Source organism: Corallococcus terminator (genome assembly GCF_049194865.1).
Lineage (GTDB): Bacteria > Myxococcota > Myxococcia > Myxococcales > Myxococcaceae > Myxococcus > Myxococcus terminator_A.
Map to the genome: position 1 here is coordinate 113,963 of NZ_JBLZWL010000116.1, position 24,676 is coordinate 138,638.

A 24,676-nucleotide genomic window follows, 5' to 3' on the forward strand; every position below is an offset into this window, starting at 1 on the left:
GAGCAGGAACCCGTGGGCAATGTCGTGCCCGCCTCGCATCCGGCACAACCGTCGGCATGGTGGGAAACACGTTGGTGGTGGTGGCGCGTCCGGAGTGGGTGTCGGGCGGAAGACCTTCGTGGTCGACCTTCAAGGTGACGTTGCTGAACCTGTCGGACGAGGTGGTGGTCAATCCCGTCATCACGTTCCGGGTGGGGGCGGAGCAGGTCATCCAGAACAACTACGGCCTGGTCTGGACCCGGAGCGGGGAGGTGGTGTCCGGCACCCTCGTGTCCGAGCGCAACGTCATCCCTCCGCGCGCCGTGAGGGAGTTCCGACTGTCGGTGCAGGGTGATGCACACGGCCCGCTCCCTCGCGACTTCACCGTCGACGGGAGGCTCGCCGACGCTCCGCTCGACACCGAGCCACCGACGACCCCCAAGCGGGTGCGCGCCACGCTGGTGGGCTCCCGGCTCGTCACCGTTGGATGGGATGCCTCCACGGACAACGTCGCCGTCGCGGGCTATCGCGTGACGTACTCGAAAGTGGGCGACGACGGCGTGCCCCGGACCCTCACGACGACGCGGCCGTCCATCACCTTGATGGGCCTGACGGCGGGGAGCGAGTACCGGGTCTGCGTGGTGGCGCTGGACGTGTCCGACAACGCCTCGGCGCCTTCGGACGCGGTGAAGGTCCGCACGGCGGCGGCGCTGCCGGACGCGGGGGACTGGGACGTGCCCCGCGCCCTCGTGGTGGACTACACGGCGTGGCCCACGCCTCGCGTGTCCGAGTACGGAAGGGAGCCCGGCCTGGATGGCTTCTTCCTCGGCTTCCTCGTCGCGCAGCCCGGCGGTGACAGGGCGGTGACGTGGGGCGGGAGCGCCACGCTCGTGGACTCGGAGGATGGTCAGACGTATGCGGGGGACGCCACGGTCTCCGACTACGGCAAGCGGGATTTGGAGTCCTTCCGTCGCGGCGGCGGCACGGTGGTGCTGTCCTTCGGTGGCGCGTCGAACGTGCCCCTCGAAGTGGTGGAGACGGACGTGGCGAGGCTCGTCGCGACCTACGCGGCCGTCCTGCGCAACTACGGCGTGCGCCACCTGGACTTCGACTTCGAGGGCGCCTTCCTCCACGACGACGCGAGCCAGGAGCGCCACCTCGCGGCCATGTCCCAGCTGCGCGCCGTCCATCCCACGCTGAAGCTCTCCTACACACTGCCCGCTGACGGCGCGCCGGGCGCGCTGGCCGGTTTCAACGACGGGGGCGTGCGCTTCCTCCAGAAGCTGTCCTCCGCGGGCATCGAGCCAGCGCTCATCCAGGGCCTGCTGATGGAGTTCGGACCGTCGGCGCCCGCGGACTCCCTCGAGTGCTGTCTGCACGCGCTGCGGGGCATGCACGCGCATGTCGCGGCGGCCTTCCCTCAGTGGGATTCAGGCAAGGTGTGGCGGCGGCTGGGCGCCTGTCCCCTGTTCGGCCGAGGCCACCACCTCAATGGCAGGCAGTTCACCCTGGAGCACCAGCGCGGCCTCATGGCCTTCGCTCGCGAGCATGACCTGGGCTGCGTGTCGGGCTGGGGACTGGGTGCGCAAAAACCCGGCACGGTGCCCTTCACGCGGTAGCGCCGTGATGAAGTACGACGCTCGTCGTTGACAACATACGATTAGAGTCGTACTTTGGCTGCATGACAACGGATGCCATTCCCACGGAAGTGGAGCTCGCCATCCTTGGTGTGCTCTGGAAGCGCGGTCCCAGCACCGTGCGAGACGTGCACGAGGCGCTCGGGCGTGAAGACGGCAAGAGCGCGGGCTACACCACCACGCTCAAGCAGCTCCAGGTGATGTCGGCCAAGGGGCTGGTGAGCCGTGACGAGAGCTCGCGCAGCCACGTGTACGCCGCGAGCGTCGCGGAGGCCCGCACCAAGCGCCAGCTGGTGAAGGACCTGCTGGACCGCGTCTTCGGTGGCTCCTCGGGCGCGCTCGCCGTGCAGGCGCTGTCGCTCAAGCCCGCCTCGAAGGAAGAGCTGGCGGACCTGCGCCGGCTGCTGGACGCGGACAAGGGGGACAAGCGATGAGCCCCGCCTGGCTGATGGAAGAGGGTGGGCGCGCGCTGGCCCTGTGGCTGGCCCACGGCGTGTGGCAGACGAGCGTCGTCGTCCTGGTCGCGGGCGCCGCGCTGTGGTTGCTGCGGCACCGCTCGGCGCGGGCGCGTTACGCCGTGGGGTGTCTGGCTTTGGCCGCGTTGGTGCTCTCGCCCGTGGCCACGCTGCTGCTGTCGTCGCCAGCCTCCGCCCCCGTGGCTCAAGCATTGATTGCGGCGGGGAGTGAGCGCCCGGCGTCCATCGTCGAGGACTCCCGGAGGCTCGCGGGAGGCGTGTTTCCGAGCCCGTCCTCCCGGGCGATGCGGGAGCCGGAGCCGGAGGCCTCGCTCACGCGCTGGCCCCTGGTGTTGGGAGGGCTCTGGTTCGGCGGCGCATGTGTGGCGCTGCTGCGCCTGGCCCTCGGGTGGCGGCGGCTGACGCGGCGGCTGGTCCAGCCCGCGACGCCCGCCTCCTCGTCGCTGCACCTGCTGGTGTCGCATGTCGCCGGGCAACTGGGCCTGCGTCGCGCGGTGAAGGTGCTGGAGTCCGCCTTCGCGCCGTCTCCGCTGGTGCTGGGCGTGGTGCGCCCGGTGCTCGTGCTCCCGCGGGGCATGCGTGAGCGGCTCTCCCCAGCGCAGCTGGAGGCGGTGCTGGCGCACGAGCTGACCCACGTGCGACGCCACGACATTGTCGTCAACTTCGTGCAGTCCCTGGTGGAGGTGCTGTTCTTCTTCCACCCCGCGGCCCGCTGGCTGTCCGCCCAGGTGCGGCTGGAGCGCGAGCACTGCTGTGATGACGCGGCGGTCGGCTTCTGCGGCAACGCGCGGGTGTACTCCAGCGCGCTCCTGGGGTTGGAGGAGCTGCGGCAGGAGGGGCCGGTGGTGGCGCTGGGCGCGGGCACGCAGCCGCTGGCGGAGCGCGTGCGGCGGCTGCTCGGGCAGGCGCCGAGGCGGGAGGTGCCTCGCAAGGCGCGACTGGCGGGGCGCGTCGGCGTGGTGCTCGCGGTGCTGGTGGTCTCCGGCGCGGCCTGGGCGTGGGAGGTGCCCGAGCCGCTGTCCACACCCGCTCATGCGAAGACCGGGCTCTCGGCGGCGGTGTGCTCGCGCTCCGTCTACCCGAAGGACTTCACCGCCACCCTGACCCACAAGAACGATGGGAGAACCCTCCGCCACCGCCTCTCCGTCTCCCGCTGTGGCCGCATCCGCCTGGAGTCCGAGGATGGACGCTCCCCGATGGTGCTGCTCTATGACGTCACCACGCATGAGTGGGTGTCCCTGGACATGAGGGCGCGCGACTACGCCCTGCTCCCCACTCGAGCAGACCAGGGGCTTCCGCTGCACCTTCCGGACGGCTGCCTGGCGAGCCAGAAGGACTGCCAGCTCCAGGGGGAGGAGGTCGTGGAGGGGCGCCGCGCGCGCCGCTGGCGCCGCGTCCATGCGCCGCACGACACGATGACGCAGTGGGTGGACGCGGAGCTGGGCTACGCCATCCGCGAGGAGTCCGACCTCTTCGGCTCCCTGCGCGTCTCCAACATCCAGTTCGTCGAACACGACGCCGCGCGCTTTGTCATCCCGAGCGACTTCCAGGAAGACCTCTCGCCGTAGCGTTCGCCGTCGTCGGTCCGTGACACCCGGAGACAGAGGCGTGGGAGCGTGGCTCCCCGCTTCGGCTCCGCTCCCACCCGAGCACGTGAGCGCCGCCCTCCGGTGAGCGCGTCGATGCCAGGTGGGCGCAGCTCCCCTCCATTCCGAGGTCCCTTCACGGCGGATGTGCCGGGCCTCCCAGGTCCGGTGCGTCCCGGCCGAGCACCCGTCGTCCACCCCGAGGTCCGCGTGAAACTCCTTCGTCTGCTGTGGCTCGTGCTCCCCCTCGCGTGCGCTGGCTCCGGCGCTCCGCGCGTCCTATCCGCCTCGGCCGCTCCCGTCGACAAGGTGGCCCCCGCCGTGACGACCGCCTCCGTGGCGGGCCAGGTACAGAGCGCCACGCATTCGCCCGTGGCGGGTGCCGTGGTCGCGCTCATTCCCGCGAGTGCGGCCTGGAATCCTGACCGCTCGCCTCCAGCGGCCCGGATGCGCACGGGGCTGGATGGACGCTTCCACTTCGACGGCCTGCCTCCTGGCGAGTACGGCCTCACCGTCAGCGCGACCGGCCACGAGGCGGCCTTCCTCCTGGACGTGAAGCTCGCGGCGGGCGAAGCCCCGCGTCGGCTCGAGGTGGTGCTCGCCCCGGCCACGCATGTCATGCGGGGCAACGTGAAGGTGGAGTCGGGGACGCCCGCCGCGGGTGCCTGGCTGCATGTGGCCCGCTACAGCGACTTCGAGGGCGACGTGCTCTACGTCCAGACGGACGCGCGAGGGGACTATGAGGTGGCCCTGCCCGTCGGCGGATATGGTGCGGCCGTCATCCTCGAGGGCTTCATCACCGCGGGTCGCGCGCTGGAAATCACGGCCGACAGGTCGGTGACGGACGCGGACTTCACCCTGCGGACGCTGCCCCTGGAATCGCCTCCCCCTCCGGAGGTCGTGTCGTGGGTGAAGCAGTCCTTGGTGCCGCTCACCACGGTGGAGGCGGGTCATGGGTTCGCCGACCTGCAACCGCTGAAGCCGTGGCTCAGCGGGGCTCGCGTCGTCGCGCTGGGCGAGGCGACCCACGGCACCCGCGAGTTCTTCCAGCTCAAGCACCGGTTGCTGGAGTTCCTGGCGACGGAGCTGGGCTTCACCGTCTTCGCCATCGAAGCCAGCTTTGGACAGGCGCTCGCGCTCAACGAGTACGTCCTCACCGGCAAGGGCGACCCGGCGAAGGGACTCGCCGGCCTGGTCTTCTGGACCTGGGACACCGAGGAGGTGCTGGCCCTCATCCGGTGGATGCGTGCCTACAACGCCGACCCGCGCCACCCGAGGAAGCTCAAGTTCCACGGCGTGGACATTCAGCACACCGCCGCCTCCGCGCGGGCTCTCGTCGCCTTCTTCGAGAAGGAGGACCCCGCCTTCCACCAGCGCCTGCTCGGGCCCATGGCGCCGTTCCTCGAGGAGGTGCAGGGCCGTGAGATGCTCCAGGTGGAGACCGGGAAGACGCTCGCCGGACTCGTCGCGGATATCGAAGCCCGCTTGCGACGACTGCCCACCGGGAGGCGCGCGGAGAAGGCCCACGCCCTGGTGGCGCGCCACGCGCGGGTGCTCGGTCAGTTCGCCGAAGTCATCATGGCCCGGAATTCCAGCGATGGCCTCAGGGACCAGGCGATGGCGGAGAACGCGCGCTGGATTCTGGAGCACGAAGGTCCGGAGGCCCGGATGGTGCTCTGGGCGCACAACGGCCACGTCGCCACCGCGGACCACGGCGGGTCGTTGTCCATGGGCCAGCACCTGCGCGAGGCCCTGGGCTCCCAGATGTATGTCTTTGGCTTTGCCTTCAACCAGGGCTCCTTCCAGGCCGTGTACCTGCCGAGCGAGCCGAACGAGCCGCGAAGGGGCGTCATCCCCCATACCGTCCCGCCCGCGGAAATCGGCTGGCTCGATGGAACCCTCGCGCAGGCCCAGGTGTCCGCGTTCGCCCTGGATTTGCGAAGCCTTCCCCAGGGCAGCAGCGTGTCTGATTTCTTCGTGCAGCCCCGTTACACGCGCAATTACGGGGCCGTCTTCAGCAAGGACATCGAGCCCCGGGCCGTCCGGGCCGCCGGGGCGTATGACGGGCTGCTCTTCGTGGACCACACGCAGGCGGCAATCCCCACGCCCACGGGACGGCGCCTTCCTCCGGGACAGCAGGCCCAGGGCGCTCCCTGAGCGGGACGTTCTGTCGCCATGTCTCGCTTTTCGTAAGACATTCCCGGGGCACCTCCGTTGATGCGGTGAGTGGAGCCGTCGCGGCTCCGGTCCGGCGTGCCTGTCGCGCGCCGGTCCTCATCAACGGGAGTCGGAATCATGTTGAAGAAGGTCGTTGTCTCGTGGGTCCTCCTGGTGAGCGGTGTGTCCCTGCTCGCCGCATGTGACAGTGCGCCGAAGAAGGTGGAGGTCATCGACTCGCACGGTCCTCCTGGCACGGTGGTGCTGCTCATCGAGCGTGAGGGCGGCGAGGGCCCCTACGTGGAGGGGACGCAGGAGCGCTTCAAGGTCACCGCCACGGGGGAGTCCTTCAAGGCGGTGCGCTGGAGCGCCGACGCGGGCCTGGTCGCGGCCGAGGCGGAGAGCGTGACCTGGACGCTGCCGGAGGAGGGGACCGCGTCGCTGTCCGTCTCGGTGGAGACGACGTCGGGGAAGACGGCGGAGGGCTCGTTCAACTTCAACGTGGTGGCCGCCGCTGTCGCGCCGGGGACGACGATTGACGCGGGGCCGGACGTGACAGGCGTGCTCTGCGAGCTGGCCTTCGACAACTCCGGCAAGGGGCACCTCGTCTACACGAACGAGACGCACAAGGGCCTGTGGTACGCGACCTGGGACGGCACGACGTGGACCACGGAGCAGATTGACGGCCCGGGCTTCAACAACGGTGGCACCTACGTCTTGAACTGGAACATCGCCCTGACGCTGGATGTGGCGAGCGGGACGCCGCACGTCGTCTACCTCAAGGGCCCCGGCCTGCCTGGCACGACGGCCGCGAACTGGCGGATGACCTATGCCACGCGCGTCAGCGGAAGCTGGGTCCGCGAGGAGGTGGACCCCGCCAACCGCACGTCCTACACGCGCGTGAGCGTGGCGCTCAATCCGAACCAGGGCCTGCAGCCCGTCGTCGTCTTCAGCGATGGCTCGCTCGGGACGGGGGTCCGTGTCGCCACCCGGACGGCGCCTGGCACCTGGGGCATCGCGCAGCACAACACCGCGATTCTCATGGGCGACGTCAACTTCGACGCCTCGGGCTCGCTGTACATCCCCTACAGCCCGGGCTCCGGCACGGAGTCCTACGTGGGCGTGCGGCCCGGCGCGGCCTCGGACATCTTCCAACTGGAGGGCGTGAACCGGAACAACACCCTGTGGCTCTCCACGGTCTGGGGACCGAGCCAGCACCTGATGCTCCTGTCGAGTGGCGCCCTCGACGGCACCAGGAGCGCCCTGCAGGACCTCACGGTGAAGGCGCCCTTCACGACCAGCACCCTGGTGGCCTCGCCGGTGGACTTCGAGAACGACGCGAACGACCTGACCTACGGCGGGGGCAAGCTCTTCATCGCCCAGCGCCATGGGACGACGCTGGAACTCATCACCCCGGATGCGCGGGGCTTCTGGACGTATACCCAGCTGGGCACGGTGCAGGAGGGCTCGCGTCCGAGCGTGGCGGTGCGCCCCACGAACGGCACGCCGCATGTCTGCTACCAGCGCGACGGCAAGGTGAGCTTCCAGTAGGCCTGGCTGCGGGATGCACCGGACGCCCGCCTCGACTCGGGAGGCTGGCGCTCCGGGCCTCGCTCAGGCCTGGGGAATCGACGTCGGGTGGCCCGACGTCAGCGCGGTCCTGGGCACCCGGAAGGTGAAGACCGAGCCGCGCCCCGGCTCGCTCTCCACGTGGATGCTCCCGCCGTGGGCCTCGACAATCTGGTGGGTGATGAAGAGGCCCAGGCCCATGCCTCCGTAGTTGCGCTCGGAGACGGCGCGCACGAAGCGCTCGAAGATGCGCTGCTGCTGCGTGGGGGCGATGCCGATGCCCTCGTCCCGCACGGTGAAGGTCGCCACCGCGTCATCGGCGCTCACGCTCAAGTGGATGGGCTTGCCCGCGCCATACTTGATGGCGTTGGTGAGCAGGTTCGTCACGGCCTGGTCCATCCGCCGCCGGTCCCACATCCCCTCCACGCTGGTGGGCGCCTCGACGTCCAGGCGACACCCCGCGGCGGCGGCCTGGGCGCCGTAGCGAGCCGCCACGTCGCGCACCAGGGCCGCCAGGTCCATGCGCGCGGGCTCCAGCGGGAGCCGGCTCACGTTGATGCGCGACACATCCAGCAGGTCGTCGATGAGGTCAGCGAGCTTTCGCACCTGCCCGCTCGCCGCGGCCAGCTCTCGGGCCAGCCGTCCGTCCGCCATGAGCGCCTCGGGGTTGCTCTCGGCGATGCGGCGCATGGCGGACAGCTTCAACTGGAGGGGCGTGAGCGGCGTCTTCAGCTCGTGCGAGGCCACGGACAGGAACTCGTCGCGGGCGAGCAGCGCCTCGCGCAGCCGCTCCAGCTCGCGCGTCTCCTCGGCGTGCTTGCGCTGGGTGAAGTCCCTCGTCACCTTGCCGAAGCCGCGCAGCTCCCCCGTCTCGTCGAAGAGGGCGGTGATGACGACGTTGGCCCAGAACCGCGTCCCGTCCTTGCGGATGCGCCAGCCCTCGTCCTCGAACTTGCCCAGCCGGATGGCGGACTCCAGCTCCCACGCGGGCTTGCCCCAGGCCACGTCCTCCGGCGGGTAGAAGACGCTGAAGTGCTGGCCCAGGATTTCGTCGGCCAGGTAGCCCTTGATGCGCTCCGCCCCCGCGTTCCAGCTCGCGATGTGTCCACGCACGTCCAGCGTCAGGATGGCGTAGTCCGTGACGCTCGAGATGAGCAGCCGGAGCTGGTCCTCCGTGTCCCGGTTGGAGTGCCCGCCCCGCGAGTAGGTGATGCCTCCGCTACCGGAGTTCAGGAGGTGGTCGTGGTCGTCGCCCAAGGTGCCCTTCTTCCAGCCACTTAGGAGAACACGTCAGTGTTGTCTTGCAAGCAGGTGTCTCGCGCTTTCGTCCAGTAGACGAAGGCTCCTCCCCCCGGGGGGCGGTGGACGGGTCGGAAGCCTTCCTGCCCGGCGGTGTGGGTCGGGACGGAGGGTGAGGGCAGGCGAGGGGGCCCGCCTCCCCCCAGGGAGCGGGCCCGGGGCGGCCTCAGCCCGCCGCGCCTTCACTGAAGGCCCGCTCGATGAGCGCCTTCATCGGAGCGTGGGCGGGCAGGGTGCCGAAGCAGTTGCCGTGCGCGCCGCCGAGCCGGGACTCGCAGAAGGCGTCGGCGACCTGGCTGTTGCCCGCGCGCAGGAGCAGGGAGGCCTGGAGCGCCAGGGCCAGCCGCTCGACGACGAAGCGCGAGCGCGTCTCCAGCGTGGCCGTGTCCGAGAAGTCCTTGGCGATGCGCGCCAGCTCCGCGTCGAGCGCGGGGTGCCCGCCCTGGGCCGCCATCAGCTCCTGGAACAGGGCCTCGCGGCTGGCGGGCTCGCGGGTGGCCGCGCGCAGCACGTCCAGGCACTGGATGTTGCCGCTGCCCTCCCAGATGGAGTTCAGCGGCGCCTGCCGGTACAGCCGCGCCAGGTTGGCCTCCTCCACGTAGCCGGCGCCCCCCAGGCACTCTTGCGCCTCGTTGACGAAGGTGGGGGCGCGCTTGCACACCCAATACTTGCCCACGGCGGTGGCCATGCGGGCGAAGGCGGCCTCGCGCTCGTCGCGGTGGCTTGCGTCCACGGCGCGGGACACGCGCGCCGTCAGCACGGTGTGGGCCTCCGACTCGAGCGCCAGGTCCGCGAGCACGTTCATCATCAGCGGCTGCTCGATGAGCCGCCGGCCGAACGCCTTGCGGTGCCGCGTGTGGTGGATGGCCTGCACCAGCGCCTGTCGCATCAGGCTGCTGGAGCCAATCATGCAGTCCTGGCGCGTGAGGGCCACCATCTCCAGGATGGTCGCCACGCCCCGGCCTTCCTCGCCGACCATGAAGGCCACCGCGCCCTGGAACTCCACCTCCGAGCTGGCGTTGCTCCAGTCGCCCAGCTTGTCCTTGAGCCGCTGGATGCGGATGGCGTTGCGGGTGCCCTCCGGCGTGAAGCGCGGCAGGAGGAAGCACGACAGGCCGCCCTCGGCCTGGGCCAGGACGAAGAAGGCGTCGCTCATGGGCGCGGAGAAGAAGAACTTGTGCCCCACCAGCGCGTAGGGGTTGCCCGCCCCCCGCGCGCCCAGTTGATGCGCGCGCGTGCTGTTGCTGCGCACGTCGGAGCCGCCCTGCTTCTCCGTCATGCCCATGCCGATGGTGACGCCCTTCTTCTGCTCGGCGGGCTGGAAGCGCGAGTCGTACGACGTGGACGTGACGAGCGGCAGCCACTTCTCCGCCAGCCCCGCGTGCGCCCGGAACGTGGGCACGCACGCGTACGTCATCGTCAGCGGACAGCTGGTCCCCTGGTCGGCCTGGTTGTGCAGATAGGAGAGCGCCATGCGCGCGACGTGGGCACCCACGGTCTTCTCATGGCGCCACGCGAAGTTGGGGATGCCATGGGCGACGGCCGCCTCCATGATGCGGTGGTAGGCCGGATGGAACTCCACCTCGTCCAGCCGGTTGCCATAGCGGTCGAAGGGCTTGAACTTCGGCTTGTTCTCGTTGGCGGTGAAGCCCAGCTGCATCAGCTCGCCGCCCACCAGCGGGCCGTACTTCGCGATGTCCGCCTCCGCCCAGCTTCCACCCTCGCGCTCCACGGCCTCGCGCAGCGGGAGGTCTGTCTTCCAGGCGTCGTAGACCAGGGGGGGCGCCTGATTGGTGACTTCATGGGTGACGAAGGTCGTCGCGAGGGGGTCGGAAGAACTCATGGTGCGAGGATAGGCGAGCGCCCCAGGCTCCGCGAGCGCGACGTCCGCGCCGGACTTTTCACTGGAAGTCACGCACCTGTTCGGGAGGGCAGCGAGGCCCGGACAGGCCGGGGAGACGCTCACGGTGCGGGCCAGGGAGGACGATGAGTTGCCTCCCTGGGCGCCGCGATTCCATGGGCTAGGGGAGGAAGGCGTCCTTCACCGCGTCGAGCGGAGGATTGGCGCCCGTCTCCGGGTTGGTGCAGCCCTGGTTGATGCTCCAGATGATGGTGCCGCCGAAGCCGTTGGCGCGCGCCCAGGCGCCCTTGGCGGCAATCGCTTGCGGCGAGTCATAGGAGATCCAGCGCACGGTGCCATCCACCACCGGCGTAGTGAAGGTGACGTAGCTGGACTGCGCCGTGGCGTCCCAGTGGTACGTCCCGCCCATGGCCGACAGCTCGAGGATGCGCGCGTAGGTGAAGTCATTGTCGCTGCCCACGTAGTCGGACCAGTCCGTATAGGGTTGATAGGGACCGGTGATGTGGCGCCAGGCCATGCCATAGAACGGCATCCCCATGCCCAGCCTGGTCTTGGGGATTCCCGCGCCCACCCAGGCATTCAGGCTGGCCTCCACCGAGGTGGGGTGGGTGCCCGACTCCCCCATCAGCGCGGAGGAGTACCAGGACGTCCACCCGCCCCAGGGGCCCGTCATCTCGTAGGTCATGACGTTCATCTGGTCCAGGTACGGCACCAGGTTGACGAACCACGGGTCGGCGTCCTCGGGGAAGTTGGCGTTGACCCAGCCCATGGGGAAGGTGAGGAGCATGTCGGGCCGGGCCGCTCGCAGCTCCCTCACCAGCGCGAGCAGGGAGGGCTTGTCGGCGGGCTCCACCGGCTCCCAATTGAGGTCCAGGCCGTCGTAACCGAAGCTGTCCACGGCGGCCAGGAGGTTGCGCACGAAGCGGGCGCGGTTGGCATTGGACGCGGCGCCCACCCAACCCGCGTGCTCTCCGGAGCCGCCCACCATGATGAGCGCCTTGCGGCCGGCCGCGTGGGCGCGGGTGGCCAGGGTGCGTGCGATTGCGGGGCCGTTGTCATTGTCGAACTGGGTGTTCACCGTGCCGTTGGGATTGGGGGTGACGCGGCCGACCATGATGTGGGTCAGCGCGCTGAAGTCCACCTTCTCCGGGGGATAGAGGTCCGCGTTCCAGCCGGTGTAGTAGCCCGACACCCACAGGCCGCTTCCGGGCGGGGCGGTGACCCTGACGGGCGCCGTCGCGGACCTGGTGGGGTCCGCGACGCTGGTGGCGACCACGTGGTACGTGCCCACCTGCCTGGGCGCGGTGTAGCGGCCCGAGGGGGTGATGGAACCGCCCGCGGCCCCCTCGCGGATGGACCAGGTCACCGCCGTGTTCGTGCTCCCTGTCACCGTGGCGATGAAGGTCCTGGACGTCCCTCCGGTCATGGAGAGAGAGGCGGGGTTGAGGGAGACCGTCACGGCGGATGGGACGCTCAGGCCCTCCACGCGCAAGGCATCGAAGTAGAGCGTGGGCAGCGTTACGCCTCGCCCTTCCTGGAGCAGCAGGCCCTTGATTCGTGCGCCCGGAGGCGCGAGCGCGGAGAGCGGCACGTTGCAGGTCACCCAGGCATGGGCCTGGATGTGTCCCCCCGTGCAGCGAGGCCCCAGGTCCGTGCCGGCGGTCAGCGCGTCATCCGCGAGGGCTCGGACCTTGACCACCGCGCCCGTCCCGGCCGTTCCGCCGTGCACGCGCAGGGTGAACACGGCGCTGGAGTCGGCGACGCGGGAGGGCGTGTAGAAGAACAGGGCCTCCTCGGCGCCCATCGTCGCGGAGATGGAGTACTGCCCTTCCGACACCGGCGAGGTGGCCACCAGGGAATGTGTCGTCCAGGAGGCGTTCATCCAGGGCGACGCCATGGCGTCGCGGTAGATCCAACTCGTGGCGAACGCGCCAGTCCCCGACGAGGCGGAAGGCTCCGGCTCCGTCGCGCCCGCACCTCCGCTCCAGGACAAGACCATCCCCAAGGCCATCCAACCCACCCACCGCGACATCATGTCTGCTCCTCGCGAGGCGCATCCGGCACCGCGCTCGCCGCATCTCGGGCGTGGCGGAAGTCCGGAGCCTCGAAGCCTGTCCGGGATGGACCGGCTCCAGGGCAAGCTGGGGTGATGCGTCCCCGTCGGCAAAGCCCGACGCGGGTCCCTGACGAAACACGCGAATCGACACTCCGTGGAGAGCTTGTCTGAAGGGACTAAGGTCAATCCCTTACATGCTCGGCCCGGGGCCATGGGCCAGGTCGCCGCACGTGAGGCTTCAGCGCGGCAGCGAGCGGGGCGTGGGCTCCAGCACCAGGGACTCGGGTGCGGCTTTCAGGTGCTGGAGCAGGGCGGGGCGCACGGTGTCCGTCCACCGCCGCGAGCCGGCCAGGCGCTCGACGTGGGCCAGGTACTTCGCCCGGCTCGAGAACACCGTGAACGCGACGAGCACATGTTCTCCCTCGCGCACGGGGAGGGCGGGGAAGGTGTTCGGCGCGTACTCCGTCTGGAACAGGGCGAGCGGCGCGCCACCCGTCTCGCGCAGGACGGGCACGAGCTGTTGCTCGACGAAGCGCAGGAACCCGGCGTCCACGGGAGCGTCACGGTGGAGCATCGTGACGAGGACGACGGAGTCCGGTGCCGGGTGGGGGCCCTTGTCGGGCCGTTGGGCGCTCGGCGGGGGGAACCCTCGACCTCCGGTGAGAGGACGCAACAGCAGCACATTCGTCGCGTCCAGCATCGTCGCGTTGGCAGCCTCGCGGTGGGCCTTCCACACGGGCCCTCCGTAGAAGCGCTTCAAGGTCTGCTCGCGCGACACCATGTCCGGGAAGCCGCGCAGCCAGACGAAGCGCTCGGGCCGCGCCGAGTCACGGAACTGTCCGACGAGGCGGGCACCCTCGGCTTCCTGGCTCTCGATGAACTCGCGCTCGAACAGGTCGATGAGGACGTCGCGCTGGCCTGGTCGCAACGTGTACTGCCGCAGCTCCAGCACGGCACAGCAATCAGCGGATGCGGGCTTCACGGCGGTGGCTCCTGACGGTGGCGCCGGTGGGAGCGCGCTCGCCTTCCACGTGAGCAGGAGCAGCAGTGTGAAGAGCAGGGGTCGCATCGGGCCTCCGGTAGCGGGTATCGGAGGCACCGTACGGGTCATCTAGGTCAGTTCCGGTCCTGATTCGGACCGTGGAGACCTCATCTGTCTCAGGGCACGTAGGCGATGCAGTCGATCTCCACCAGCAGCCCGGCCTCGGGGAGCGCTGATACCTGCACGGTGGTGCGGGCGGGACGGTGCCCGGCGAACACGCGCTCATAGACGGCGTTCATCCGGGGGAAGTCCTTCATGTCGACAAGGAACACCCCACAGCGCAGGACGTGCTGGAGGCTGGAGCCGCCGGCCACCAGGATGCGCTCCAGGTTGCGGAGGACCTGCTCCGTCTGCGCCTCGATTCCCTCCGCCTGCTTCCCGGTGGCGGGGTCCGTGGCCGCCTGTCCGGAGACCAGCAGCAACGAGTCGAGCCGCATGCCCGGAGAGTAGGGGCCCACGGGCTTCGGCAGTCCAGGCGCGGTGATGGGCTGGTGCTTCGTCGCGGTCATGTGTCCCTCCAAAAAAATCCAATGAGGCCGCAGCCTGCCACTGTGTCCAAACCCCTGGCGTCCCTTTTTCGGGGCGTCGGCCAGGACCCGGTGGGGTGAAAGCGTGATACAGCCCGATGCAACACGCGCACGCTCGCCAGTCGTGGAGTCCCCCGCGCGTCAGCCCATGCCACATGTATGGGTGTGGAGGGTGACAGATGCAGTCGAGATGCGTCTCGCAACGCTTGGTCGTGGTGCTCTGCTGTGCCTTCGTCGCCGCGTGCGAATCGAAGCGCGACCTGCCGGACTCGGAGGAAGCTGTCGCCCTGGCACGGGCCTACTTCCCGGAGCTGGCCACGGAGGCGGCGCCGTCGAAGGTCTACTCCTCCTCGGAGGTCCCCCTCACCGTCACGGATTTCCGCGCACTCACGTCGCGGCTCTCCGAGCACGGGGCGCTGGAGTTGACGACGCGGGGTCTGCTCTTCCGCATCGAGCAGGGGGCTGGAGCCGATGACGCCGGTGCCTTGCGCCGCGAGCGCTCGGTGTCGTTCGCGGGCCCGCGCCACTTCTGGTTCCCGGTGGGTGACTCCGCCGAGGTGAGCCAGGGTTGGCGTTCCTCGCGGCTGGAGGAGGCCTGGGTGGTGGATGGCTCCGAGCCGCTCCACCGCGCGGAGTACCACGTCACGTTGCCGCCCTCGGTGACGCGCCTGCGGGACCTGGGCGAGTACGTGGAGTTCCTCGACACCGACGGGCAGCCCGTCCTGCGCTTCCACCCGTCCGAGGTGCGCGATGCGCGGGGCGAGTCCCGACGTGGTGCCACGCGACTGTCGGGCGTGCGCGCGTCCTCGCTCGCGAACGTGTTCGACGTCGAGGGTGTTCGCGTGAGTCTCGTCACCGAAGTGGCGCTCGCCGGACTCGCCGCGCCGCTGGTGGTGGACCCGGGCTGGTCGTCGACGGCCAGCCTGGCGACCGCGAGAGCGCAGCACGCCTCGCTGCTCCTGACGGACGGCACCGTCCTCGTGGCGGGTGGTGTCAACAGGTTGGGCTTCGTGACCACGGCGGAGCGGTACGACCCGGAGCGGGGGACGTGGGCGTCCGCTGGAAGCCCTGGCATCCAGGGCAATGTCGCCGTGGGAGTGATGCTGCCCACGGGACGGCCGCTGGTGCTGACGGACGGCAGTCTGACAGGGCGCATCTACGATGCCCAGACGAACACCTGGGCCGCCACGGGAGCGATGGCCGCGACGCGCAGCCTGCCGACCGTCACCGTCCTGAATACGGGCAAGGTGCTCGTCGCGGGTGGCTCCAACCTGGCGACCGCGGAGCTCTACGATTCCGCGACCAACACCTTCACCCCCACGGCGTCCATGGCGGTCGTCCACCGTGCCCACCCGGCCGTGTTGCTGAGGGATGGACGGGTGCTGGTGGTGAGCGGCTTCAGCAATGTCATTCCGGGCGAGGTCCCCGAGTCCGAGCTGTATGACCCGGTCTCCGAGACCTGGTCTCTCGCGGCGCCTGTCCTGGTCCCCCGGCACTACGCGACGGGGACCCTGCTTCCGGATGGACGGGTGCTGCTCGTGGGCGGCTTCACGGGGGGAGGGGTCACCACCCACGCGGAACTCTATGACCCCGTGTCCAACACCTGGACCGCCACGGGAGCGCTCACCCATCCGCGCAATGGACACACCGCCACGCTGCTTCCCAACGGCAAGGTGCTCGTCCAGGGCGGCGCGGACTCGGCCCGCAATACCCAGCCTGTCTCGGAGCTGTATGACCCCGCGACGGGGATCTGGAGTCCGGCCGGGACGATGGCGGTGGGGCGTGAGAACCTGGTGGCGACGCTGCTGCCCTCGGGGCAGGTGCTGGCCAACGGCGGTTACTCCTCCAACCCGAGCCTCACCTTCTACGCCAACGCCGATGTCTATGAGGCGTCCAGCGATGTCTGGGCTCCCGCGGGCAATCTCGCGCAGGGCCGCGCTTCCAGGGCGTCCCTGCTGTTGCCCACGGGGCAGGTGCTGGTGGCGGGGGGCCGCGGCGCTGGGGGCCCGCTCGCGACGGCGGAGCGCTACACGCGCGCGAGCAACACCTGGGCGCCCGCCGCGCCCCTGGCGACGGCGCGCGAGCGGGCCACGATGAGCCTGCTGCAGTCGGGTCGGGTGCTCGTCGTCGGCGGTGCCAATGGCGGAGGAGCGCTGGCCTCAGCCGAGCAGTATGACGCCACGGCCAACACCTGGACGTCGGCGGGCTCGATGGCCACGGCCCGGGATGGCCATACGGCGACGGTGCTCGGCTCGGGTCAGGTGTTCGTGGTGGGAGGCGCGGGCTCGGCGTCAGCGGAGCGGTATGACCCGGCAACCAATGCCTGGAGCGCCGCCGCGTCGGCCGCCACTCCACGCTCGGGGCACGCCTCCGTGTTGCTCAACGACGGCCGTGTCCTCGTGGCGGGTGGTCAGAACGCGGGCGCGCTGCTGGCCTCCGCGGAGCTGTACGACCCGACCACCAACACCTGGGCTCCGGCAGCGAGCCTCGCGCAGGGACGCGAGTCCTTCACGCTGACGTTGTTGTCCTCGGGTCGCGTGCTGGCGTCGGCGGGCTCCACGCTCGCGGCGGAGCTGGCGTCGGCGGAGCTGTATGACCCGGTCTCCAACACCTGGACTCCGGCGGGCTCGCTCACGGGGCCGCGCGCCTTCCACTCCGCGGCGCTGCTGCCGTCGGGCCGCGTGCTCGTCGCGGGAGGCCAGGGACCTGGAGGCGCGGTGCTCACCACCGCGGAGCTGTACGACGGCACGACGAACACCTGGAAGCCCGCGACCAACCTCGGTGGGCCCCGGGCGCGCTTCGCCGCCGTGGTGCTGCCCACGAGCGAGGTGCTCGTGCTGGGTGGTGAGTCCGTGGCCAACGCCTTGATGGCGAGCGCCGAGCTGTATGAAGACACAGGGGCGCAGCCCGCCTGGCGTCCGGTGGTGACGGGACCGGACGAGGTGCTTCGTGCGTGCTCCGTCTACTTCACCGGCACGGGGTTCCGAGGTATCTCCGGTGCCAGCTCGAGCGACTACAAGGACTCCTCGACGGACTTCCCGCTGGTGCGGCTGCAGCGCGTGGAGGGCGGTCAGCTCTGGAGCCTGCCGGGGATGGACCTGTCCCCCACGGGCGTGAGGGTGACCATTCCGGCCAGCACGACGCCCGGCACCTATGCGCTGTCCGTCTTCGCCAACGCGATTGGAGGCGGACGGCTGGTGACGGTGCTGCAGAACACCGCGCCGGTGGCCCAGGCCGTGGCGGTGTCCACGGTGGACGGAGAACCTGTCAACGTGACGCTGATGGCGACGGATGCCGAGGCGGGCCCGCCGCTGAACTTCGTCATCGTCACCCCTCCCGCGAATGGAACGCTGAGCGGAGCGCCGCCCGACGTCGTGTACACGCCGAATCCGGGTTACGTGGGGCCGGACAGCTTCTCGTTCCTGGCTCGGGATTGCGGTCTGGAAAGCAATGTCTCCACGGTGACGGTGGACGTGGCAGGGCGCCCGGTGCCGACCATCACCTGTCCGGCGGACGCGGTGGCGGAGGCCCAGGATGCGTCGGGGGCCGAGGTGACGTATGCGCCCGCGACGTTGACGGGCTGGAGTCTGCCGCCTCCGGTGGTGACGTACTCGTCGCCGTCAGGCAGCAGGTTCGCGCTGGGGGAGACGCCCGTCACGGTGACGGCGGCGGACTCGGCGGGGAATCAGGCCACGTGTACGTTCCGGGTGACGGTGCGGGACACGACGGCTCCGCCGTTGACCTGTCCTGACAACGTCCGGGTGCGCTTGAACGAACCGGGTGGCGCGCAGGTGACGTACACGCTGCCCACGGCGACGGACTCCGTCTCTGGACCGGCGACCGTCACGGCGTCGCCTGAGTCGGGCTCGCGCTTCTCGCCGGGCCAGACGCGCGTCACCGTCACCGCGACGGATGGCGCGGGGAACTCGGCGCAGTGCACGTTCGAGGTCTCCGTGCAGGCCCAGGTGGTCTCGATTGCGGGAGGTGGTTGTCAGTCCTCGGGGGGCGGCGCGAACGCGGCGCTCGTCGTGCTGTCGGTGCTCGCCGTGTGGGCAGGCCGCCGTCGCGGCCGGGAGCGAGTCACCCCGTGAGCCTCCTGAATCCTCTCATTCGACTCTTCAGCTCGAAGGACCTTCCCTTGCGTGAATCGGCACGGACTTGTGTGCTCGTCGCGGCCCTGGTCGCCACGGGCGCCTCGGCGCAGACGCTCTCCAGCCCCCTGGTGGCGTTCGACGCGGAGCGCTTGCGTCTCAGCCCCGCCGCCACGGACTCGTTGATGGTGGACACGGGCCGGGTGCTCTCGGAAGGAGGTTATCGGCTCAGCCTCCTCGCCAACTACGAGCGCGGCATCCTCGTGTTGGAGGGCACTGACGGGAGCGAGCGCTCCATCATCCACTACCGGACCTCGGCGTGGCTCATGGGCGCGTGGTCTCCGGTGGACCGGTTGGAGGTCTCCGCCCGGTTGCCTGTCATCATCTCGCAGGGTGGGCACGGCGCGAACATGCTGGAGGGTGTCGCGGAGCCCTCGTCCTCGGGGCTCGGGACGCCCGAGGTGGGTGCGCGCTACTCGCTGATGCGGCGCGAGGAAGGTGCGCCGTTGTCCCTCGCGGTGGGGCTCGACGTGGGGCTCCCGGGTGGACGGGCGAGCGCCTTCGGACGCCAGGAGCACTGGGCGGGGCTTCAGTTCTCGCCTCGTGTTTCGCTCGGTCGCGAGGTGGGCATGTTCGCGCTGGGCGCGAGCGTGGGTGCGCGAATCCGGTCCACGGAAGTAGAGCCGGGCCGCGACGTGGGCACGGAGCTGGAGCAGTCCGTGGTGGTGGCGACCCGTGGTGATGGCCTGCGCGCCGAGCTGGCCTTGCAGGTGGCGGAGTCGCTGGTGCATCCGGACGTGGCGGTGGAGTTGCTCGGAGGTGTGCGGTTGCCCATCGGCCTGGGCTTCGAGCTGAACGCGCTCGCCGGGCATGGCTTCACGGACATCCCGGGGACGCCCTCGTGGCGCGTGGGCGCGGGAATCGCGTGGGCGCACAACCCGCCGCGCGAGGACGTCTGCCAGGGCGGACGCAAGCACACGCCCGAGCAGTGCCCGGACTCGGATGACGACGGTGACTCCGTGCTCAACAAGTCGGACCGCTGCCCGCTGGAGGCGGGGTCGCCTGACAACGCCGGCTGCCCGGACCGCGACTCGGATGGCGATGGTGTCGTGGACCGGCTGGACAAGTGCCCGAACGAGGCGGGGAGCGCGGAGACGAACGGCTGCCCTGACTCGGACGGAGACGGCGTGCCGGATGCCGAGGACAAGTGCCCGAACGAGAAGGGCACCGCGGAGAATCAGGGATGCCCCGCGCCCGCGAAGGACACGGATGGCGACGGCGTGCCGGACTCCGAGGACAACTGCCCGGACGAGAAGGGTACGGCGGAGAACCAGGGTTGCCCCGCGCCAGCGAAGGACTCGGATGGCGACGGCGTGCCGGATGACACCGACAAGTGCCCGAAGGAGAAGGGCACCGTGGAGAGCCAGGGCTGCCCCGAGCCGGTGAAGGCGCCGACGGAGGAGCGGCTCTCGCTGGCGGACCGTCGCATCACCTTCCAGGTGGGCCTCGCCCAGATTGAGGGTGACGGCGCGAAGATGCTCGACGAGATCGCCGAGCAGCTGAAGGCGCGGCCCGGCGTCGCGGTGCGCATCGAGGGGCACACGGACAACACGGGTCCAGAGGACCTCAACCGCACGTTGAGCCAGGACCGCGCGGAGGCCGTGCGCGCCTACCTCATCCGCCGAGGTGTCGAAGGCTCGCGATTGGAGGCCCGGGGTTACGGTCCGGCGCAGCCCATCGCGTCGAACGACACGCCGGAAGGACGCAGCGAGAACCGCCGCGTGGAGTTCATCATCAAGCGGTGAGCCGGTGCGCAGGGCGTCGCGGGGCCCTGTGCCCCGCGACCCGCTGAGGCTGAGCAGTCCATGTGCTGCTCAGCCCCCAGCGGACCGTGAGGAGGCGGGATGGACCGGTTGGACGCGTGGAGCGGCGCAGCTTCACGGTGGCCGCCCAGGACCTGGAGCTGCCGCGCTCGACGGCCACGCAGGTCATCAAGCAGTGTGGATGTCCATGGCACGCTGGCCCGGCACTTCGTGCTGCCCGCGCTGCCCACGTTCCTGGCTGAATACCCGAACCTGAAGGGCCCGGTCTGGACGAGCACCGGGCCCAAGCCCGCATTACTCGCAGGGGTTGCCGTTCAGCGTGCAGTTGAAGGGCTGCCCCAGCCCGGTGGTCGTGAAGCCGAACTCCTTGCTCGCGCCCGCCTTGATGACGGTGTTGTGGCTGACGGGAAGGAACGTGTAGTGGTTCCCGTTGCGAGTCATCGTGGAGGAGAACGGGTTCTGCGCCGTCGTCCCAGCCGGCAAATCGAACTCCAGCTGCCACCCGCTGACGTTCGTCGTGCCCAGGTTCTCCACGGTGTACCGGCCCGTGTAGCCATTGGACCACGTGGAGGTGATGGCGAAGTGGGCCACGAGCCCGGAGGCCGCCGCCGGAGCCGTGGTCGCGAGGACCGCCGCGCTCGGCACCGACACGTTGCCCGCCGCATCCCGCGCGGTGACGGTGAAGGAGTACGCCGTGGCCGGGCTCAACCCCAGCAACGTCACCCCCAGGCCCGCCGTGGTGGCGGCCACGTTGCCGCCGAGCCAGACGGAGTAGCCCGTGACGCCCCGATTGTCGGTGGCGGCGTCCCAGGCCAGGGTGACGCTCGTGGACGTCACCGCCGTCACGCGGAGATTCGCGGGCGCGCTCGGCGGCGTGGTGTCGGGAGGAGGCGGCGCACCGACGCTGATGAGGAACAGCGAGGGCGCCGTGTCCGTCCGCGTCGTGTCCACGCCGTGTCCGCCGGAGTAGTCGAGCGTCTCCGCGTGCGCCCAGTCGGCGATGGGCGTGCCGTTGATGTCCAGGTGCTTGTACGCCGCGCCGGACCAGCCGAACTGGTAGACGCGCGAGGGCTCGGAATAGAAGTCGGCGTACGGGGCCGTGTCATTGCCCACCTGCTTGCGCAGGACGTTGTTGAAGAAGACGTTCTGCGGCCCCGTCGCGCCGGACCACTTCACCGCCTTCTTCCCGGCGCCCCACCAGATGGGATACCAGTTCGAGTCATCCGGGCCGCCGCCGCCTTCCTCGCCGCAGTGGGCGTTGCAGTTGCCGGAGCGGTGCGCGTACGGGACGGCGCTGGTGTTGCGCTCGAAGAGGTTCCTCCGCTCCCAGCCACCGTGAAGGTTGAGGTCGGAGTCGAAGTCGTTGCCGATGACGACGTTGTCGGACGCGGACCACTGGAAGGTGAAGTGCCGCAGGTTTCGCGACGTGTTGCCGGCGTAGAGCGAGTCCCACACGCGGGAGCCTCGGAAGTAGCCGTTGCCGCCCTTGCCCTTGTTCCACGCGCCGTCGAACACGTTGTCGACAATCTGGAGGTTCTTCGCCTCCTCCGTGACGATGGGATGCGAGCCTGTCATCTCCGCGCGGATGCCTCGCACCCACGAGTCCGCGGCCCACTTGAAGACGATGCCGTGCATCTCGTACGCGGGCGCCAGGTTGCCGTAGTTGTGGAGCGCGGCCGACGCGCTCACGCCCGGTACCTCCTGCGTGAAGTACAGGTTCTCGATGCCGACGCCGACGATGGGGTCGACGAGCGGAGCCGCCTTGGAGTCGTACACCGTGCCGTCGATGGAGGCCGAGCCGTCCGACGTCGAAGTCACCGGCACGTCGTATTCCAGCGGCTTGTCCAGGGTGAGCGTCCTGTTGCCCGAGTCCACGGCGACGATGCGGAAGATTTGCTGACGCATGTGCAGGTTGGACAGCGCGTGCGCGGTGGGAAGCGCCTGCTGCTCCGCGTAGAAGGCGCGCGAGTTGGCGGCGCGGATGTTGACGAGCCTGCCCGCGGCCAGTGCGGAGGAGTTGGCCGCCAGGTACACCACCGTGTCGCCAGTGCGCGCGGCGAAGCCCGTCTCGCCCGGCTTCGCGCGGAGCTTCACGCCGACCTTCCAGTGGACATTCGCGGTGCCTTCGAAGATGTCGGCGCGGTTGACGGGGGCGGTCTGGTAGTCGTCGTCGTACGACGTGTGGACCTGGCGCGACTGCACCCGGAACAGGCCCCGTCCCGGCCACAGCCAGCCGCCCTTGCCCTCGCCGTGCGTCATGCCGTCCTCGTCCCAGTCGCCTCCGTCCGACGTCAGCGTGTCGTAGCGGGTGTTCACATCGGGGCGGAACACCAGCTTCGTGCCCGTCACCGGCGAGGCGCCCGCGCCCCGGATGATGAGGTAGTTGGCGTCCACGCCGAGCTCGCGGGAGACGTCGAGCTGACCCGCGGGCAGTGAGAGCAGGGACAGCTTCGTGAACGACGCGCCAGGTGAGCACACCGTGCGCAGGTGGTCGATGGCGGCCTGAAGGCCCGCCGTGTCGTCCACGCCGTCGTTCGGAATCACGCCGTGGTTCGTCGCCAGCTCCGCCGGTGTCACCCGGCACGTGGCGTCCGGATTGATGTCTGCTTCACCTGGCAGGTTCTGTCCGCCCCGGTAGCCCGCCTTGGACCAGTCCGGCAGCCCGGCGATGGGCGCCCGCCGATTCGACGGCGACAGGTCGAGCACCCCCTGGGACCACGTCGGCGTCGAGCCCAGGACCGCCACAGAGGAAAACGTCAACAACACCAACCGGAACAGGCCGGCTCTTCGAGTGAGCATGAACATCTCCAGTCGCGGATGTCTGTGTGGCGAGTGTTTCGCCACTGATACGGATTTATCCGAGAATAACTGGATATGCTCGAATAACAGGTCGAGGTGCGACTCACGCGACGGCCACGTAGGCGGCGACGGCGACCATGCAGGCGCCGAACGTCCATCCCTGGATGCGCAGGGCGCGCTCGGAGCGGAAGCGTCCCAGGATGAGCTTCCCTCCGTAGACCCAGGGGAAGTGGCACGCCACGCAGACGACGAGGAAGGCCGCGGTGAGCTGCGCGGCCTGAGAGAGCATGCCTCCCTCCGGGTTCAGGAACTGGGAGAACATCACCACGATCATCGAGTGAATCTTGGGGTTGAGGGCCACGGTGACGAGTCCCTCGACGAAGCCGAGCCGCTCCGGTTCAGCCGTCGCTCCGGCGGGCGCGCTGGTGGAGCGGAGGAAGCCCCACGCGAGGTAGAGCAGGTACGCGACGCTGCACCAGCGCAGGATGTCGTGCAGCGCGGGAATGCCTTGCAGCACGCGTCCCAGCCCCAGGCCGTAGAGCAGGCAGAGGCCGACGTTGGCCACCTCGAAGCCCGTCCAGAAGGGCAGCGAGCCCCGGATGCCGAAGCGTCCGCCCGCGGTGGCGAGCACCGTGTTGCCGGGCCCGGGGCTGAAGACCATCGGCACGGTGTAGCCCAGGAACATCACCCACACTTCAGCGGGAATCATGGCGAAAGCCCCCACGCGCCCGCGTGGTGGTGATGGGGCGCGAGCCACCACACAAACTCCATTTCGAGTCGGGCACCCAGCGAGCTATCCTCGCGCGCTCGATAAAGGGAGCTCATCGAGCATGCGCCGCATTCCACCGCTCGGCGCCCTGCGGGCCTTCGAGGCAGGGGCGCGACACCTGAGCTTCACCCGCGCCGCCACGGAGCTGCGCGTCACCCAGGCGGCCATCAGTCATCAGGTGCGCCAACTGGAGGACTGGCTCGGAGTCTCCCTCTTCGACCGCCGGGGCCACGCGCTGACGCTGACGGCGAAGGGCCAGGCGTACCTGCGCGAGCTGACGCCCGTGTTCGAGCGCCTGTCGGACGCGACCACTCGACTGTACGAGGCGGAGCAGGGGCCCCTGCGCCTCACCGTGCTGCCCTCGTTCGCTTCGTCCTGGCTCCTTCCTCGCCTGGAGGGCTTTCGTCGACTCCATCCGGACATCGAGCTGCACCTGAGCAGCGCGTCAGAGCTGTGGGACTTCCTCGACGACCGCTTCGACGTGGGCATCCGCTCCGGGCTGGGGCGGTGGACGGGCTTGAAGGCGGAGCAGCTCGCGCCGGAGGTGCTCGCGCCCGTGTGCAGTCCCGCGCTCGCCAGAAAGCTGCGCTCACCGTCGGACCTGGGGAAGGTGCGGCTCCTCCATGACACGCCGAAAGACGGGTGGCGCCGCTGGCTGGATTCGGCCGGCGTCGACGGCGTGGACACCGCGAAGGGCTTCGCGTTCAACGATGCGGGGCTGGTGCTCCAGGCCGCGCGGCAAGGGGATGGCGTGGCGCTCGGGCGATTGCTGCTCGCCGCGGATGACCTGAAGGCGGGGCGGCTGGTCCAGCCCTTCGCCCAGGTCCTCCCCAACGACTTCGGCTACTGGCTGGTCCACCCCCGGCCCCTGTCGAGCCGCCGGGATGTCGTCGCGTTCAAGACGTGGCTGCTCGCCGAGGCCCGGACCACGTCGAAGGCCCTGGGGCTCCTGCCCGAGGTCGCGCGACGCCGGGAGTAAACCGCCCAGCGCTCGGTTACCCTCAC

The 24,676-nt window shown here is 69.9% G+C and carries 16 protein-coding genes; 9 read left to right on the top strand and 7 right to left on the bottom strand.

Going from position 1 to position 24,676, the window contains the following annotated elements:
- The first annotated feature begins 56 nt into the window (after nt 1-56).
- The 5 genes from ACN469_RS34910 (at nt 57) to ACN469_RS34930 (ending at nt 7,386) form a co-directional block, all read left to right on the top strand.
- Nucleotides 57-1,598 carry a fibronectin type III domain-containing protein gene (locus ACN469_RS34910; protein WP_498775196.1) on the top strand — a complete coding sequence of 514 codons (1,542 nt, stop codon included), beginning with the start codon at nt 57-59 and terminating at the stop codon, nt 1,596-1,598.
- A gap of 62 nt (nt 1,599-1,660) precedes the next feature.
- On the top strand, nt 1,661-2,050 hold the full coding sequence (locus ACN469_RS34915) for a BlaI/MecI/CopY family transcriptional regulator (RefSeq protein ID WP_498775198.1): 390 nt from the start codon (nt 1,661-1,663) through the stop codon (nt 2,048-2,050).
- A complete protein-coding gene (locus ACN469_RS34920; protein WP_498775200.1) occupies nt 2,047-3,660 on the top strand; it encodes a M56 family metallopeptidase in 1,614 nt (537 codons plus the stop codon). The genes ACN469_RS34915 and ACN469_RS34920 overlap by 4 nt, the downstream gene beginning before the upstream one ends.
- 228 nt (nt 3,661-3,888) lie before the next feature.
- Entirely contained in the window at nt 3,889-5,835 is a 1,947-nt protein-coding gene (locus ACN469_RS34925) for an erythromycin esterase family protein (RefSeq protein ID WP_498775202.1), read from the top strand.
- Between the two features lie 138 nt (nt 5,836-5,973).
- Nucleotides 5,974-7,386 (top strand): hypothetical protein, encoded by a 1,413-nt coding sequence (locus ACN469_RS34930; protein WP_498775204.1) that lies wholly within the window; start codon nt 5,974-5,976, stop codon nt 7,384-7,386.
- A gap of 63 nt (nt 7,387-7,449) precedes the next feature.
- On the opposite strand, the gene ACN469_RS34935 is transcribed toward ACN469_RS34930, so the two are convergent.
- The 3 genes from ACN469_RS34935 to ACN469_RS34945 form a co-directional block, all read right to left on the bottom strand.
- On the bottom strand, nt 7,450-8,661 hold the full coding sequence (locus ACN469_RS34935) for a PAS domain-containing sensor histidine kinase (protein ID WP_498775206.1): 1,212 nt from the start codon (nt 8,659-8,661) through the stop codon (nt 7,450-7,452).
- 208 nt (nt 8,662-8,869) lie between these two features.
- The gene (locus tag ACN469_RS34940; RefSeq protein ID WP_498775208.1) at nt 8,870-10,618 is read right to left on the bottom strand and encodes an isovaleryl-CoA dehydrogenase; all 1,749 of its coding nucleotides are present in this window, start codon (nt 10,616-10,618) and stop codon (nt 8,870-8,872) included.
- Nucleotides 10,619-10,724: 106 nt separating this feature from the next.
- Nucleotides 10,725-12,446 carry a glycoside hydrolase family 18 protein gene (locus tag ACN469_RS34945; protein WP_498775210.1) on the bottom strand — a complete coding sequence of 574 codons (1,722 nt, stop codon included), beginning with the start codon at nt 12,444-12,446 and terminating at the stop codon, nt 10,725-10,727.
- A gap of 37 nt (nt 12,447-12,483) precedes the next feature.
- On the opposite strand from ACN469_RS34945, the gene ACN469_RS34950 reads away from it, so the two are divergent.
- Nucleotides 12,484-12,714 (top strand): hypothetical protein, encoded by a 231-nt coding sequence (locus tag ACN469_RS34950; RefSeq protein ID WP_498775211.1) that lies wholly within the window; start codon nt 12,484-12,486, stop codon nt 12,712-12,714.
- Between the two features lie 144 nt (nt 12,715-12,858).
- On the opposite strand, the gene ACN469_RS34955 is transcribed toward ACN469_RS34950, so the two are convergent.
- Nucleotides 12,859-13,689 carry an NIPSNAP family protein gene (locus ACN469_RS34955; protein WP_498775213.1) on the bottom strand — a complete coding sequence of 277 codons (831 nt, stop codon included), beginning with the start codon at nt 13,687-13,689 and terminating at the stop codon, nt 12,859-12,861.
- Nucleotides 13,690-13,778: 89 nt separating this feature from the next.
- Nucleotides 13,779-14,171 carry a RidA family protein gene (locus ACN469_RS34960; RefSeq protein ID WP_498775215.1) on the bottom strand — a complete coding sequence of 131 codons (393 nt, stop codon included), beginning with the start codon at nt 14,169-14,171 and terminating at the stop codon, nt 13,779-13,781.
- Nucleotides 14,172-14,368: 197 nt separating this feature from the next.
- Here ACN469_RS34960 and ACN469_RS34965 point away from each other — a divergent pair, with 197 nt between their 5' ends.
- Both ACN469_RS34965 and ACN469_RS34970 read left to right on the top strand, forming a co-directional pair.
- Nucleotides 14,369-18,280, top strand: coding sequence for a Kelch repeat-containing protein (locus tag ACN469_RS34965; protein WP_498775217.1), 3,912 nt, complete (start codon nt 14,369-14,371; stop codon nt 18,278-18,280).
- A gap of 47 nt (nt 18,281-18,327) precedes the next feature.
- A complete protein-coding gene (locus tag ACN469_RS34970; protein ID WP_498775218.1) occupies nt 18,328-20,085 on the top strand; it encodes an OmpA family protein in 1,758 nt (585 codons plus the stop codon).
- 312 nt (nt 20,086-20,397) lie between these two features.
- Here the strand turns inward: ACN469_RS34970 and ACN469_RS34975 are convergent, their stop codons facing one another.
- A complete protein-coding gene (locus ACN469_RS34975; RefSeq protein WP_498775220.1) occupies nt 20,398-22,902 on the bottom strand; it encodes a cellulose binding domain-containing protein in 2,505 nt (834 codons plus the stop codon).
- Nucleotides 22,903-23,005: 103 nt separating this feature from the next.
- Nucleotides 23,006-23,611, bottom strand: coding sequence for a LysE family translocator (locus ACN469_RS34980; protein ID WP_498775222.1), 606 nt, complete (start codon nt 23,609-23,611; stop codon nt 23,006-23,008).
- A 121-nt stretch (nt 23,612-23,732) separates the two neighbouring features.
- Between ACN469_RS34980 and gcvA the strand changes: the two genes are divergently transcribed.
- Nucleotides 23,733-24,650 (top strand): transcriptional regulator GcvA, encoded by a 918-nt coding sequence (gene gcvA / locus ACN469_RS34985; protein ID WP_498775224.1) that lies wholly within the window; start codon nt 23,733-23,735, stop codon nt 24,648-24,650.
- The last annotated feature ends 26 nt before the right edge of the window (nt 24,651-24,676 follow it).

Excerpts from the sequence above, each read along its gene's own strand:
- ACN469_RS34910 (WP_498775196.1), top strand. The coding sequence starts at position 57 with ATGGTGGGAAACACGTTGGTGGTGGTGGCGCGTCCGGAGTGGGTGTCG.
- ACN469_RS34915 (WP_498775198.1), top strand. The coding sequence starts at position 1,661 with ATGACAACGGATGCCATTCCCACGGAAGTGGAGCTCGCCATCCTTGGT.
- ACN469_RS34920 (WP_498775200.1), top strand. The coding sequence starts at position 2,047 with ATGAGCCCCGCCTGGCTGATGGAAGAGGGTGGGCGCGCGCTGGCCCTG.
- ACN469_RS34930 (WP_498775204.1), top strand. The coding sequence starts at position 5,974 with ATGTTGAAGAAGGTCGTTGTCTCGTGGGTCCTCCTGGTGAGCGGTGTG.
- ACN469_RS34945 (WP_498775210.1), bottom strand. The coding sequence starts at position 12,446 with ATGAACGCCTCCTGGACGACACATTCCCTGGTGGCCACCTCGCCGGTG.
- ACN469_RS34955 (WP_498775213.1), bottom strand. The coding sequence starts at position 13,689 with ATGCGACCCCTGCTCTTCACACTGCTGCTCCTGCTCACGTGGAAGGCG.
- ACN469_RS34960 (WP_498775215.1), bottom strand. The coding sequence starts at position 14,171 with ATGACCGCGACGAAGCACCAGCCCATCACCGCGCCTGGACTGCCGAAG.
- ACN469_RS34965 (WP_498775217.1), top strand. The coding sequence starts at position 14,369 with ATGCAGTCGAGATGCGTCTCGCAACGCTTGGTCGTGGTGCTCTGCTGT.
- ACN469_RS34975 (WP_498775220.1), bottom strand. The coding sequence starts at position 22,902 with ATGCTCACTCGAAGAGCCGGCCTGTTCCGGTTGGTGTTGTTGACGTTT.
- ACN469_RS34980 (WP_498775222.1), bottom strand. The coding sequence starts at position 23,611 with ATGATTCCCGCTGAAGTGTGGGTGATGTTCCTGGGCTACACCGTGCCG.
- gcvA (WP_498775224.1), top strand. The coding sequence starts at position 23,733 with ATGCGCCGCATTCCACCGCTCGGCGCCCTGCGGGCCTTCGAGGCAGGG.